This window comes from Nonomuraea sp. NBC_00507 (assembly GCF_036013525.1).
Taxonomy (GTDB): domain Bacteria; phylum Actinomycetota; class Actinomycetes; order Streptosporangiales; family Streptosporangiaceae; genus Nonomuraea.
This window is the reverse complement of sequence record NZ_CP107853.1, coordinates 5,643,011-5,656,272: the sequence shown is the minus strand read 5'-3', so window position 1 is coordinate 5,656,272 and position 13,262 is coordinate 5,643,011. Positions and strand designations below refer to the sequence as shown.

At 71.0% G+C, this 13,262-nt stretch carries 11 protein-coding genes; 4 read left to right on the top strand and 7 right to left on the bottom strand.

The features are described from left to right. Positions 1 to 15 precede the first annotated feature (15 nt). Positions 16 to 1,431, top strand: coding sequence for an RNA polymerase sigma factor (locus tag OHA25_RS27525; RefSeq protein ID WP_327590347.1), 1,416 nt, complete (start codon positions 16 to 18; stop codon positions 1,429 to 1,431). A gap of 39 nt (positions 1,432 to 1,470) precedes the next feature. On the opposite strand, the gene OHA25_RS27520 is transcribed toward OHA25_RS27525, so the two are convergent. After that, entirely contained in the window at positions 1,471 to 3,393 is a 1,923-nt protein-coding gene (locus tag OHA25_RS27520) for a Xaa-Pro dipeptidyl-peptidase (RefSeq protein WP_327590346.1), read from the bottom strand. A gap of 75 nt (positions 3,394 to 3,468) precedes the next feature. Here OHA25_RS27520 and OHA25_RS27515 point away from each other — a divergent pair, with 75 nt between their 5' ends. Beyond that, the gene (locus OHA25_RS27515) at positions 3,469 to 4,554 is read left to right on the top strand and encodes an ADP-ribosylglycohydrolase family protein (protein ID WP_327590345.1); all 1,086 of its coding nucleotides are present in this window, start codon (positions 3,469 to 3,471) and stop codon (positions 4,552 to 4,554) included. A 47-nt stretch (positions 4,555 to 4,601) separates the two neighbouring features. After that, the gene (locus tag OHA25_RS27510) at positions 4,602 to 5,261 is read left to right on the top strand and encodes a FadR/GntR family transcriptional regulator (RefSeq protein WP_327590344.1); all 660 of its coding nucleotides are present in this window, start codon (positions 4,602 to 4,604) and stop codon (positions 5,259 to 5,261) included. Positions 5,262 to 5,355: 94 nt separating this feature from the next. On the opposite strand, the gene OHA25_RS27505 is transcribed toward OHA25_RS27510, so the two are convergent. Next, the gene (locus OHA25_RS27505) at positions 5,356 to 6,072 is read right to left on the bottom strand and encodes a hypothetical protein (protein WP_327590343.1); all 717 of its coding nucleotides are present in this window, start codon (positions 6,070 to 6,072) and stop codon (positions 5,356 to 5,358) included. A gap of 85 nt (positions 6,073 to 6,157) precedes the next feature. Continuing rightward, entirely contained in the window at positions 6,158 to 6,709 is a 552-nt protein-coding gene (locus tag OHA25_RS27500) for a YybH family protein (protein WP_327590342.1), read from the bottom strand. 177 nt (positions 6,710 to 6,886) lie between these two features. Here OHA25_RS27500 and OHA25_RS27495 point away from each other — a divergent pair, with 177 nt between their 5' ends. After that, positions 6,887 to 7,036, top strand: coding sequence for a hypothetical protein (locus OHA25_RS27495; protein ID WP_327590341.1), 150 nt, complete (start codon positions 6,887 to 6,889; stop codon positions 7,034 to 7,036). 68 nt (positions 7,037 to 7,104) lie between these two features. On the opposite strand, the gene nirD is transcribed toward OHA25_RS27495, so the two are convergent. From nirD to OHA25_RS27475, 4 genes are read right to left on the bottom strand one after another with little or no spacing between them, the layout of a single operon-like run. Next, a complete protein-coding gene (nirD, locus tag OHA25_RS27490; RefSeq protein WP_305922259.1) occupies positions 7,105 to 7,425 on the bottom strand; it encodes a nitrite reductase small subunit NirD in 321 nt (106 codons plus the stop codon). Next, positions 7,422 to 9,851 (bottom strand): nitrite reductase large subunit NirB, encoded by a 2,430-nt coding sequence (gene nirB / locus OHA25_RS27485; protein WP_327590340.1) that lies wholly within the window; start codon positions 9,849 to 9,851, stop codon positions 7,422 to 7,424. Before nirB ends, nirD begins: the two co-directional genes overlap by 4 nt. Further along, a complete protein-coding gene (locus OHA25_RS27480) occupies positions 9,848 to 11,242 on the bottom strand; it encodes an FAD-dependent oxidoreductase (protein ID WP_327590339.1) in 1,395 nt (464 codons plus the stop codon). Before OHA25_RS27480 ends, nirB begins: the two co-directional genes overlap by 4 nt. Continuing rightward, a complete protein-coding gene (locus OHA25_RS27475) occupies positions 11,239 to 13,260 on the bottom strand; it encodes a molybdopterin oxidoreductase family protein (protein WP_327590338.1) in 2,022 nt (673 codons plus the stop codon). Before OHA25_RS27475 ends, OHA25_RS27480 begins: the two co-directional genes overlap by 4 nt. Positions 13,261 to 13,262 lie beyond the last annotated feature (2 nt).

Sequence of the window (13,262 nt, the reverse complement as noted above, 5' to 3'; positions counted from 1 at the left end):
GAGGAGGTGCGCCGGATGTGGCGAACCCTGTCGGACGACGCTCGCCAGGCCATTCGCGACCTGTGCGACAAACATGGAGCCCGGCTCTATGACTACTGCCGCACCGAGCTCGCCGCGGGCGACGCCGAGCAGGCCGTCGCCGGCGCGCTGCTGACGGCGCACCTGTACGCCGACCGCGTCATGGACCCGGCCCTGCGCCGGCCCTGGTTGTACGGGGTGGCCAGGGCACACCGCGCGATCGTGGCCAAGCCCGCGAGCATCGGCTCCTGGTCACGCCCAGGACGCATGTCGGAGTTGCTCCCCGAGGCCCTGCTGTCCCTGGACCGCCCGCAGCGGGAGCTGCTCGACCTGTCGGTGCGGCACGGCCTGTCCGACGCCGAGCTGGCCGTGATCTTCGAGCTCGGCGCGGCCGACGTACGGGCCGTCGTGACGCAGGCCGCGGCCGGCCTCGAGGGGTGGTTCGCCGCGATCATGGCCGCCCGCGGCAGTGGCGGCTGCCCGGATCTGACGGCGCGGATGGCGGAGTGGGTCGCGGCGCCCGGGCGACGGGCCAGGGCCAGGATCGGCCGCCACATCCAGTCCTGCGCGATCTGCCGGGCCGCGCCCAGGACCATGACGGCGGGCGCGCTCCTGCGCCGGCTGCCGATCACGACGTTGCCCGGCACGCTTCCCAACCGGCTGGCCTCGGCCCAGCCGCTGCCTGGCGAGGGGCCTGTCTGGCGGAGGGACGGCTTTCCTGTGCAGGCCCGCACGCTGGTGGAGACCGGTCCCAAGGAGCCCGGCCCCATGCAGACGGGCGCGGCGGCGGTCCCACCGGTTCCCGGCTCCACGCCGCACGTCCCGGTTCCCGGCTCCACCTCGCACGTCCCGGTCGCCGACCCCACGACGGCGACTCCGGGAGAGCCCTGGTCGGCGGCGGGCGCGGCTGCCGCCGACCAGGAGCAACCCGCCGCACCCCCCGTGCGCGGCCGGCACCCGTTCACGCCGCCCAGCCGCACGCGGGCCTTCCGCGGCGGTGTCAACGGCGACAAGCTGGTCTACAGCGCCGCGCTGAAGGGCGAGAGCAACGGGTTCCACAAGCCTGAGGGCGAGATCATCCGGTACGGCGGGATCACCCTGAGCGACGAGCTGGCCGATCTCCAGAGCCGGCAGTGGCAGGAATACTGGCGTGACCGCTCCGGCGACGACGACCCCGAGGCCGGGGCGCCCATCAGGGCGGTGGCCAGGCTCGCGCTGATCCTGGGCGTGGGTCTGCTGGCGGCCGGGCTGGTGTGGGCGATGCTGAACGCCCGCGAGCACCCGGCCACGATCACCAGGGCCGCCTCGCAGCCGAGCGTGCTGCTCGAGGACCCCCGAGCTCCGGGGGTGCCCCAGGTCACCACCGCCGCGCAGTCCAGCCTGACGAGCGTGCGTTGGAGCAACTGGCGGTAAGGGGCCCCGGGCTCCGCAGAGCCCGGGGCCGCGAGCGGTTTAGAAGAACTGGAACGCGGATTCGGGCTTGGGCAGCTCGATCCGGTCGGGTCCGTGGAACCTGGCCTTGTCCTGCGGCACGTCGGCCAGCGGCGTGGTCAGCGCGAACGGCACGACGACACTGCTCTGGGCCAGGTCGACGGTGACGCCGGCGCCGGTTCCGGTCTCACCGCTGTAGGTGGAGTCGGTGCCCGCGATCACCAGGCCGATCCTGTGGCCCTTCTTGAAGATGTAGTCCTGCGGCAACGTCAGCCACTTCACCGTGCCGTACGTGCCGACGGGCAGCGGCGCGGCCTGGCTGAGCGAGAAGCGGTTCTGCACGTCTATCCAGCCGCGGGCGACGATCTCCAGCGGACGGGTGGCCACGTTCGTGACGACCTTCTTGTAGCAGGCGTCGTCGGCCGCGGTGCTCTCGCCGTGGCAGTCCTCCTCGGTGAGCGTGGTGATGCCCTGGCCGCGGCGCCAGTCGACGCGGGTGTCCTCGCCGAAGTCGACGAGCAGGGCGGTCAGGTTAGAGGTGGGCTTGTCCAGCTTGACCCGCAGGTCGGCGGTGGGTGTGCCGGACAGGCGCAGGTCGAGCGGGAGCGCGCCGGTGGTGAACGCCACCCGTCCCGGATTCGGGGTGCCCACGTCGGCCACCATGGCGGTCTCGCTCATGGCGACGTCGGTGAACGAGGCGGTGCTGTTCTTGGCGGCGGGCTTGAGCCCGAGCGAGCCGTCGGGCGCGGGACGCAGCGTCGCCTTCATCGCGAACGGCGCCGGCCAGTCGCGCTGAGTGATCCACTTCGCCGGCCCGACCTCGACGTCGGCGCGGGACTCCCTCATGATCCCGTTGTCGACGCCGTGCAGCCAGCGGTCGAACCAGCGGTGCAGGGTGTCCACCCAGAGCCCTCTGCGGCCTTCGAAGTCGAACGGGTCCACGTGCTGGGTCTGGCCGACCCAGATCTTGCGCGGCACGTCCCGGTCGGCCAGGGCCTTCCACCAGGCGGAGAAGTTGTCCGGCTTGACGTTGAGGTCGTTGACGGTGTGGATGACGAAGACGCTGGCCTTGACCTTGGAGGCGTCGCCGAGCAGGCCCTTGATGTAGTCGCGCTCGGCCCAGAACGGGTTGTAGTTGCCCGTGTCGTCGCCGTCCTCGGCGTCCATCTTGTCGCGGACCGGCTTGCACTTGGCCTCGGGGTCGGTGTCGACGTAGTTGGCCAGCCAGGAGGCGTAGTCGTAGTTGTAGATCACGCCGTTCGAGCGCTGGTACTTGTACCAGGAGCTGATCGCCGAGATCGGCACGATGGTCTTCAGGCCCTCGACGCCGGTGGCGGCGACGGCGTTGGCCAGGGTGCCGTCGTACGACTTGCCGATCATGGCGGCGTTGCCGGTCGTCCAGTCGGCCACGGCGGGGGCGCCGTCGGCCTTGTACGCCTTGGCGCGGCCGTTCAGCCAGTCGATGACGGCCTTGCCGCCCAGCACGTCGGCCTTGCCGCCGATGTCGGGGCAGCCCTCGGACCTGGTGGTGCCGAGCATGTCGACGTTGAGGACGGCGTAGCCGCGGGGGACGAAGTAGTTATCGTAGAAGAGGGGGAATTTCGCGACATTTCCGGCGGCGTCGTAGACCTTGCGCTCGCCTTCGTTGCCGCGGCCCGAGTTGTCGTAGTACGGGCTCTCGTCGATGATCACGGGCACCTTGAGTCCGGGGCCGGACTCCTTGGGCCTGATGATGTCCACACGTACTTTGTCGAGCTTGCCGTCCAGGTCGCTGTCGACAGTGGACTCGACGTACACGTGCTCGCGGATCGCGTCCGCATAGGAGAAGACCGGCTGCGTACGGCCGTTCTCGATGGTGAGGGCAGGTCCGGCAGTGGCCTGCGCTGGCGTCGCGATCGCCAGGGTGAGGGCGACGGCGATGAGGGCCGGGCGTAATTGTGGCACGCGTGACCTCCGTGCGAGTGAGCGAAAATACATGGCAATCTCTCAGACGGCTCGGGACCTGACAAGATCCGGGGTATGGATGGTCAGGATCGAGTCCGGGGTTGCCTCCTCGGCGGCGCGATCGGCGACGCGCTCGGGGCGCCCATCGAGTTCGCATCGTTGCGGGAGATCCGCAAGCATCACGGCCCGGATGGCGTTTCCGGATATGTCGCCGATTGGCGCGGCAAAACGGGTCTCATCACCGACGACACCCAGATGACGCTCTTCACGGTCGAAGGCCTCGTCCGCGCCGATCACGCTAGCGGATCATCGGCGGCGGTGGCCGGCGGCGCGCCGGTGGCGGCGTCCCCAGGAGCAGGCGACACGGGAGTCGCGGCGGCAAGCGACGCGGAAGTGGTCGAGGCCGTGCGGCAGGCATACCTGCGCTGGTACGACACCCAGAGCCACGACGCTCCCCCGCCCGCAGACCAGCCGCACCGTACGGGGCGGCTGCGCGAGGAGGGCTGGCTGTACTCGCGCCGGGCGCCCGGCAACGCCTGCCTGTCGGGGTTGCGCCGGCCCTTTCCCGGCCCGTCGCCCCTTGGCGAGCCGGGGCCGGTGAACCCGGACTCGAAGGGCTGCGGCACCGTGATGCGCTCGGCCCCCTTCGGCCTGTTCCGTACGCCGTCCGACCCCCGGTCGGCCTTTGAGACGGCGGCGGCGTGCGCGCAGATCACCCATGGCCATCCCACCGGCTACCTGGCGGCGGGGGCGTTCGCGGCGATCATCGCCTACCTGATCGCGGGCGAGGCCCTGGAACCCGCCGTGCACCGCACGCTGGAGCTGCTGGCCGACTACCGGGCGCACGAGGAGACCACGGCGGCGCTGCGCGCGGCGCTCGAGCTCGGCGGCCCGCCTTCCCCCGAGCGGGTGGAGTCGCTGGGCGGGGCGTGGGTGGCCGAGGAGGCGCTGGCCATCGGCGTCTACTGCGCCCTGGCCGAGACCTCCGTCGAGCGTGCGCTGCTGCTGTCGGTCAACCACTCCGGGGACAGCGACTCGACCGGCTCGGTCTGCGGCAACCTGCTGGGCACGCTGCACGGCGCCGCCGCCCTGCCGCCCGCCTGGCTGCGTCCGCTGGAAGGCCGCGACACGATCGAGCGCCTGGCCGCCGAGCTGGCCTGATCACCGCTTAAGGTGGGACTCCCCAGCCGAAATGGGAAGAGGATTGCATGCGAAACGTCGCTCGGACCTCGCTCGTTGACGCCGCCATCGACGAGCTCCGCCGGGAGATCGCCCGCGGGGCGTGGCCGGTCGGCACCAAGATCCCGTCCGAGAGCCAGCTCGCCCAGAGCCTGGGCATGAGCCGGCTGTCCGTGCGCGAGGCGGTCCGGGTGCTGGCCCATGCCGGGCTGCTGCACACCCGGCAGGGCGACGGCACGTACGTGACCGCCACCGACGAGTCCAAGGTCGCGCTGCGCCGGCGGCTGGACACGGCGGCCGCCATGGACATCATCGACGTGCGCCGCGGGCTCGACCTCGTCGCGGCCCGGCTGGCGGCCGGCCGGCGCAGCGAGGAGGACCTGGTCGCGCTGCGCGAGACGCTGGCCCGGCGGGACGCGGCGGGGCAGGCGGGCGATCTGGACGGCTACGCGGACGCTGACGTCGCCTTCCACGTGCTGGTGGCCGACGCGGCGCACAACGCGCTGCTCGCCGACCTCTACCGGAGCATGAGCGACGCGTTGCGCGACAGCGTGCGGGATCAGGAGGAGGCGATGCTGGAGCCGGACACCTCGCACGAGGAGCTGCTGCGGGCGATCGAGGACGGGAATCCGGCGAGGGCGGTCGCGGTGTCGGTCGCCATCTTGGACGCGCAGGAACGCGAGCTCTGACGCCGCCCCCACCGGCCTCTGTCACGAGCGGCCATGGCCGGGGCGACGTACGAGCACAGGCTGCGCGACCTCCGCGAGATCCGCAGGTTCATCGTCAAGATGCGCCGACCGACGCCGTGTCCTTGCGGCCCGGCAGACGCAGCGCCGCCACCGCGAGCAGCGCGCCCCCGAGTGCCGCGAGAGCCAGTGTGTACACGGGGATCCCGCCGGAGCCCTGCTCCTGGGCCGCCGCCACCTTCTGAGGCGCCGCCGTGGCCGGTGGGGGCGCCGCCGTGGCGACTTCCTGGCCGGGGCCGATCCCGGCCGTCACCTTGTCTCCCGGCAGGTCGGGGAACCCGGGCGGGCGCACGGCGTCCCAATAGTCCGTCCGCAGCGACACGAAGCCCTCGATCACCTCTTGCTGCACGGGCTTGATCTTCAGCCCGCCGGGAACGCTGAGCCGACCCACCTCGTGCGGCATGAAGACTCCCTGGATGCCCTCGACCTTCCACACGCCCTCCGGCACGACCACCGACGTGGCGTAGTGCCCGGCCTCGGGAAGGGCCGTGCCCTCGAACATCAGGCTCTTCCCGTCGTCCTCACGGGTGAGCCGCAGCCCGACCGTCCCGAGCTGCCCCTCGTACGGGTGGTTGCCGTGTTGCAACACCCAGAACCCGACCGCGTACGGCGTGCCGCCGTCGAACCGGCCCGGCAGCGGATCCATGTACGTCACCGCCCAGTTCCCCGCCGCACCGGCCGGAACAGTCCCTGTGACCAGAGCCGCCACCACGGCGGCCAGCAGTGCGGCGAACATCGCCGGCATCCTCTTCATGGGACCACCTCCGCAGGTGATACACCGCCTGAGAGGACAAGGTTCCAGGAATGCGGCGCACCGTCGGCGCGCCGCTCCGCCGTGTTCAGCCGGCCTGGTTGTTCATGTAGTGCGAGATCTTCCACTCCCCGCCGTCCTGCGAGAGCAGGAACAGCTCGCGAAGGTTGTTCTGCCCCTGCTTGCTCGTCGCGGTGACGAAGGCGTTCTCGGTGCCGAGCGCGCGCTCCTCCTCGATGGTGTGGGTGGCCTGCTTCATCTCGTTGATCTGGCCCTGGAAGAGCGTGCGGATCGCCTCGGTGCCCTCCGCCGTGGCCTTCCCGTTCACGGCGACCACCGCGTCCTCGGCGAAGGCGCCCGCGACCTGGTCCACGTTCCCCGATTTGAGCGCGTTGAAGAACCCCTCGACGGCCGCGCGCGCCTCGGTGGCCCCGCCCTCCGTCGGCGTGGCGTCCGTCTCGGTGGGCGAGGCCGTGTCGGTCTCCTCCGGCGACATCATGTCCTCGGTCGGCGTCGCCGGACTCGCCGCCCCCTTCAAAGCTGCTTGCGTGCCGCTGCCCCCCGCGGCGCAGCCCGCCAGCAGCATGGCGGGAATGATCGCGGCCATCAGAAGCGCCCTGCGCTGAGAAATCTTGCTCATGGCCGCTAGATGCCCGCGCCACTCGTCGCCGAATGCGCGGTTTAGGCACTTTGCACGCCCTCTTTACCTCGACCGGTATTACTAGACCAAATGACCGGTTCTAGGGAGACCGTTCAGAGCTGCGATCGTTGCCGCCTCGAGACCAGAGCACCGGAGGTCGCCGATAGCGTCCGTCCAGTGGCACGTACACAGGCGAACCCCGAGCCCCTCCCCCAGCGCGAGGACGCCGAACGCTGCGACAGCGTCGAGGCCGGACGGCGCTGCGTCCTGCCGGCGGCCCACCGCAGCCCGCACGTCTACCCGCCGGTGGAGCACGGCAAGGACTGACCACACACAAAAAATCAGGCCCAAGCCGTCGTGCGAGCGGACGACTTGGGCCTGATCCTTGGGTACGCCTAGAGGCTCACCTCTACGTACCCGCCGGCCACCCGTACCGGATAGACGGGCACCGACACGTCCTTCTCGTCCAGGCAGACCCCGGACACCAGCGAGAACACCTGCTTGTGCAGCGGTGAGGCCACGGTCGGCTCGCCCTTCCTGGTGCCGACGATGCCGCGCGAGAGCACGTACGCGCCGCTGAACGGGTCGAGGTTGTCCAGCGCGTGCAGCGTGCCGTCGTAGGTGCGGAAGACGGCCACCTGCCGGCCGTCCACCAGCGCGCACACGCCGCGCTCCGGCATCAGCTTGTCGTAGTCGCAGATCGGCGTCCAGCTCATCGAGCCATCACCGGCTTGATCTGGCCGCGCTCCTGCTCGAAGACGATCGACGGGTCGGGGACGCCGGGTGCGTTGACGAAGCTGACGAACCTGCTCAGCTTCTCCGGGTCGTCCAGAGTGGCGGCCCACTCGTCGGCGTAGGTCGCGGTGTGGTGCTCCATCTGCGCGTCGAGGTCGGCGCAGATCCCGAGCGAGTCCTCCATGATCACCTCCCGTAGGTAGTCGAGCCCGCCTTCCAGGGACTCCAGCCAGGCGGCGGTACGTTGCAGCCGGTCGGCGGTGCGGATGTAGAACATCAGGAACCGGTCGATGGTCCTGATGAGCTCTTCGGTGGACAGGTCGCCGGCCAGCAGGTCGGCGTGGCGGGGCTTGAAGCCGCCGTTGCCGGCGACGTACAGGTTCCAGCCCTTCTCGGTGGCGATGATGCCGAAGTCCTTCGACCTGGCCTCGGCGCACTCGCGGGCGCAGCCGGAGACGGCGGACTTGAGCTTGTGCGGCGAGCGCAGGCCGCGGTAGCGCAGCTCCAGCGCGATGGCCAGGCCCACCGAGTCCTGCACGCCGTAGCGGCACCAGGTCGAGCCCACGCAGGACTTCACCGTACGCAGGGCCTTGCCATAGGCGTGCCCGGACTCGAACCCGGCCTCCACCAGCCGCCGCCAGATCTCCGGCAGCTGGTCGACGCGGGCCCCGAAAAGGTCGATCCGCTGCCCACCGGTGATCTTCGTGTAGAGGCCGAAGTCGCGGGCGACCTCGCCGATCACGATGAGCTTCTCCGGCGTGATCTCGCCGCCGGGGATGCGCGGCACGACCGAGTACGTGCCGTTCTTCTGCATGTTGGCGAGGAAGTGGTCGTTGGTGTCCTGCAGCGCGGCCCGCTCGCCCTCCAGCACGTGCCCGTTGTGCAGCGAGGCCAGGATCGAGGCCACGGCCGGCTTGCAGATGTCGCAGCCCCGGCCCTGCCCGTGCTCGGTGATGAGCTGGGAGAACGTCGTGATGTTGCGGACGCGGACGATGTCGAACAGCTCGGCCCGCGAGTACGTGAAGTGCTCGCACAGCGCCTTGCTGACCTCGACGCCCGACTTCTCCAGCAGCTGCTTGAGCATCGGCACGCAGCTGCCGCAGGTGGTGCCGGCGCGGGTGCAGGCCTTGAGCCCGGGGACGTCGGTGCAGCCCTTGTCGGCGATGGCGGTGCGGATGTCGCCCGCGCACACGTTGTTGCAGGAGCAGACCTGCGCCTCGTCCGGCAGGTCCAGGCTGGCCCCGGCCCCGCTGAAGAGCAGGTCGGACGGCGAGGCCGGCAGCGCCTTGCCGACGAAGGGACGCAGCTGCGTGTACGGCGAGGCGTCGCCCACGCAGATGCCGCCGAGCAGCGTCTGCGCGTCGTCGCTGATGAACAGCCTCTTGTAGACGCCGGCCACCGGGTCCATGTAGGTGACATCCAGCGCCCCCGTCATGGACCCGAACTGAGCGACCTCCACGCCGAGCAGCTTGAGCTTCGTGGACATGTCCGCGCCCTCGAACGTCGCGGACCCGCCCATGATCCGGTCGGCGGCCACCTCGGCCATGTTGTTGCACGGCCCGACCAGCCCGTAGATCATGCCGCCGGCCAGCGCGCACTCGCCCACCGCGTAGATGGCGGGGTCGGAGGTGAGCATCGCGGAGTCGACCACGATGCCGCCGCGCTCGCCGACCTCCAGCCCCGACGACCTGGCCAGCTCGTCCCGCGGCCTGATGCCGGCGGAGAACACCACGACCTGGGCGTCCACCAGCGTCTCGTCCGGCTTGCGCAGCCCGATGACCTGGCCGTTGTCGTCGGCGACGATCTCCTTGACGCCGGCGCCGGCGTGCACGCTCAGCCCGAGGCCCTCGATGTGCTGCTTGAGCACCGAGCCGCCGCCCTCGTCGACCTGCCGCGGCATCAGCCAGGGGCTCATCTCGATGATGTGCGCCTTCAGCCCGAGCGCCCGCAGCGCGTCGGCCGCCTCCAGGCCGAGCAGCCCGCCGCCGACCACGACGCCCTCGACCGCGTCCTTGGCGGCCACCCTGATCGCGTCCAGGTCCTCGATCGTGCGGTAGACGAAGGCGTGCTCGGCCCCGGGCACCGGCGGCACGAACGGCGCCGATCCGGTGGCCAGCACGAGCACGTCATAAGGTTCGGTGGCGCCGTCCGACAAGGTGACGAGACGGGCGTCCCTGTCGATGCCGGTGACCCGCGTGCTCAGCCTCGTCACCGTGCCGGCCGGCACGTCGTAGGTGAGGTCCTCCACGGTCGTGCCCGACAGGTAGGAGGTCAGGGCCACGCGGTCGTACGCGGGCCGCGGCTCCTCCCCGATCACGGTGATCTGCCCGTCGAAGCCCTTGCTGACGAGGGTTTCGACGAGCCGGTGGGCCGTCGGCCCGTACCCCACGACGACGATCCTGCTCATACGGAAATCCCTTCCTGCTCGCAGAGCCAGCTCACGATGCCTTCCACGGCGTCGCGGCAGGTACCGCATCCGGTCGTGGCCCGGGTAGCGGCCGCCACTCCGTCCACATCCCGTGCCCCCGCTTCCCAGCACGCCCTGATCTGGCCCTTGGTCACGTTGTTGCACTGGCAGACCTTGGCCGCGTCGGGCATCAGCGTCGGACTGTCAGCCACCGGCGCCGACGACAGCCCCGGGAACAGCAGCCCCGCCCGGTCGCCCGGCACCGGTCCGCCGCGGTCGAAGAGCTGGGTGAGCGTGCCGACGGCGTCGCTCTCCCCCAGCAGGATCGCGCCGACCAGGCGGCCGTCGCGGATGACGAGCTTGCGGTAGGTGCCGCGGGCCCGGTGGCTGAAGCGCACGACCTCGGCGTGCTCCTCGGTGAGCTGGGTCTCGCCCATGGCGGCCAGCTCGACGCTCCTGGCCTTGAGCCGGGTGACGAGTCTGGAGCCGCGGTAGAGGCTCTTGCCGCCGGTGATGACGTCGGCGGCCACGGAGGCCTGCTCCCAGGCGGGGGCGACCAGGCCGTACACGGTGCCGTCGTGCTCGGCGCACTCACCGATGGCGAAGATCGACGGGTCGTCGGTGCGCAGCTCGTCGTCCACGACGACGCCGCGCCGCACCTCCAGCCCGGCCTCGGCGGCCAGGCCCGTGATGGGGCGCACGCCACAGGCCAGCACCACCAGGTCGGCCTCGATCAGCTCGCCGTCGTCGAGCCGGACGCCGTCGGCGTCCACGGAGGAGGTGGAGACGCCGGTGCGGATCTCGACGCCGAGCCCGGCCAGTGTCTCGCCGAGCACCTCGCCGGCCTCGACGTCGAGCTGGCGCTCCATGAGGTGTCCGGCCAGGTGCAGGAGCGTGACGGGCAGGCCGCGCCCGGCCAGGCCGCGGGCGGCCTCGATGCCGAGCAGCCCGCCGCCGATGACGACCGCCCGGCGGGCCTGCTCGGCCACGCGCATGATGCGCTCGCAGTCGTCGAGGGTGCGGAACGGGATCGCCCGCTCCACGCCGGGGATCGGCGGCACGATGGCGTCGCTGCCGGTGGCCAGCACCAGCAGGTCGTACGGCTCGTGCCGCCCGTCCTCGGTGACGACGTGCCTGGTCTCCCTGTCGATGTGGGCGACCGAGCTGCCGAAGGCGGCCTCGACGTTGTGGGCGGCGTACCAGGAGGAATCGAGCAGCCGCACCTGCTCCGGGCGCGAGCTGCCGGCCAGCACGTTGGACAGCAGAACCCGGTTGTACGGCTGGCACGACTCCGCGCCGAAAATCGTGATCTTCATGTGGGGGTCGCGGGTGCGCACCTCGCTGACCAGCCGCGAACCGGCCATCCCGTTCCCCACGACGACGAGCCTCATGAGTCCCTCTCCACCCTGACGGCGCAGACCTTGAACTCCGGCATCCTCGACGTCGGGTCGAGGGCCGGGTTGGTGAGCCGGTTGGCGCCCTCCCAGTGGAAGGGCATGAACACGGTGTCGCGTCTGATGGCGTCGCTGATCCTGGCGACGGCTTTGGCCTCGCCGCGCTTGCTGGTGACCCGCACCACGTCGCCGGCCGAGATGTCGAGCTGCTCGGCGAGGTCCGGGTGGATCTCGACGAACGGCTCGGGCGCGGCCTTGACGAGCGAGGCGATCCTGCGCGTCTGCGCGCCGCTCTGGTAGTGCGCCAGCACCCGTCCCGTGCTCAGGTAGACGGGATAGTCCTCGTCGATCTCCTCGGCCACCGGCCGGTGCTGGACCGGCACGAACCTGGCGCGGCCGTCCGGGGTGGCGAAGGAGTCCAGGAACGGGCGGGGCGTGCCCGGGTGATCGGTCGAGGGGCAGGGCCAGAACACGCCCTTCTCCTCGGTGATGCGCTCGTACGTGATGCCGGAGTAGTCGGCGGGTCCGCCCTTGCTGGCGCGGCGCAACTCGTCGAACACCTTGACCGGGTCGGTCTCCAAGCGGTGCCCGAGCCGCTCGGCCAGACCGGCGAGCACGTCGAGATCGCTCCTGACACCGTCCGGCGGGGAGACGGCCCGGTTGCGCAGCAGGACGCGGCCCTCGAGGTTGGTCATGGTGCCGGTCTCCTCGGCCCACTGCGTCACCGGGAACACGACGTCGGCCATGGCGGCGGTTTCCGACATGACGAAATCGCAGGTCACGAGCAGGTCCAGGGAGGCGATGCGCTCGGAGACGTGCTCGGCGGCCGGCGCGGAGATCACGGGGTTCGACCCGAACAGCAGCATCGCCCGCGGCCCTCCCGGGGTTCCGAGGGCGTCGAGCAGCTCGTACGCCGACCGCCCCGGCCCGGGCAGCGACTCGGCGGGCACGCCCCACACACCGGCGACGTGCTCGCGGGCCGCCGGGTCGTCGATCTTGCGGTAGCCGGGCAGCTGGTCGGCCTTCTGGCCGTGCTCCCTGCCGCCCTGCCCGTTGCCCTGCCCGGTCACGCAGCCGTAGCCGGAGCCGTGCCGGCCCGGCAGGCCGAGCGCGAGGGCGAGGTTGATGAACGCGGTGACGGTGTCGGTGCCCTTGGCGTGCTGCTCGGCGCCGCGCCCGGTCAGGATGTACGCCTTGCTCGCCGCGGCCATGGCCCGAGCGGCCTGCCGCATCCGGTAGACGGGCACTCCGGTGACCCGCTCGACCCGCTCCGGCCACCAGGAGGCGAGCGAGGTGCGGACCTCGTCGAACCCGGTGGTGCGGGCGGCGACGTACTCCTCGTCCACGAGCCCTTCGGCGATGACCATGTGCAGGAGCCCGAGAGCGAGCGCCAGGTCGGTGCCGGGCGTGGGCTGCAGGTGCAGCCAGGCCAGCTTGGCGGTCTGGCTGCGCCGCGGATCGATGACGATCATCCGGGGGCCCGACAGGTGCCGGACGAACGGCGGCATGGTCTCGGCGACGTTGCCGCCGGCCAGCAGCACGATGTCGGACTCGGCCAGGTCGGTGATCGGGAAGGGCATCCCGCGGTCCATGCCGAACGCCTTGATCGACGCGGCGGCCGCCGAGGACATGCAGAAGCGGCCGTTGTAGTCGATCTGGCTGGTGCCGAGCGTGACCCTGGCGAACTTGCCGAGCGTGTAGGCCTTCTCATTGGTCAAGCCACCCCCGCCGAACACGGCCACGGCGTCGGGGCCGTGCTCGGCGCGGATGGCGGACAACCGGGACGCGACGTAGTCGAGCGCGACGTCCCACTCCACGGGCTCGCCGTGCAGAAGGGGGGAGGTCAGGCGCTCGCCGTTGGTGAGCAGCTCGCCCGACGTCCATCCCTTCTGGCACAGCGCGCCCGAGGCGTTGGCCGGGATGTCGGTCCTGGGCTGGATGGCCAGCTCAGGACCGATCTCCATGCCGCACTGCAGTGCGCAGTACGGACAGTGCGTCTTCACCGCGTCCGTCACGT

What these genes read in the sequence shown, in the direction of transcription:
- OHA25_RS27525 (WP_327590347.1), top strand. Translation starts at nt 16, where the DNA reads ATGTGGCGAACCCTGTCGGACGACGCTCGCCAGGCCATTCGCGACCTG.
- OHA25_RS27515 (WP_327590345.1), top strand. Translation starts at nt 3,469, where the DNA reads ATGGATGGTCAGGATCGAGTCCGGGGTTGCCTCCTCGGCGGCGCGATC.
- OHA25_RS27510 (WP_327590344.1), top strand. Translation starts at nt 4,602, where the DNA reads ATGCGAAACGTCGCTCGGACCTCGCTCGTTGACGCCGCCATCGACGAG.
- OHA25_RS27505 (WP_327590343.1), bottom strand. Translation starts at nt 6,072, where the DNA reads ATGAAGAGGATGCCGGCGATGTTCGCCGCACTGCTGGCCGCCGTGGTG.
- OHA25_RS27500 (WP_327590342.1), bottom strand. Translation starts at nt 6,709, where the DNA reads ATGAGCAAGATTTCTCAGCGCAGGGCGCTTCTGATGGCCGCGATCATT.
- nirD (WP_305922259.1), bottom strand. Translation starts at nt 7,425, where the DNA reads ATGAGCTGGACGCCGATCTGCGACTACGACAAGCTGATGCCGGAGCGC.
- nirB (WP_327590340.1), bottom strand. Translation starts at nt 9,851, where the DNA reads ATGAGCAGGATCGTCGTCGTGGGGTACGGGCCGACGGCCCACCGGCTC.
- OHA25_RS27480 (WP_327590339.1), bottom strand. Translation starts at nt 11,242, where the DNA reads ATGAGGCTCGTCGTCGTGGGGAACGGGATGGCCGGTTCGCGGCTGGTC.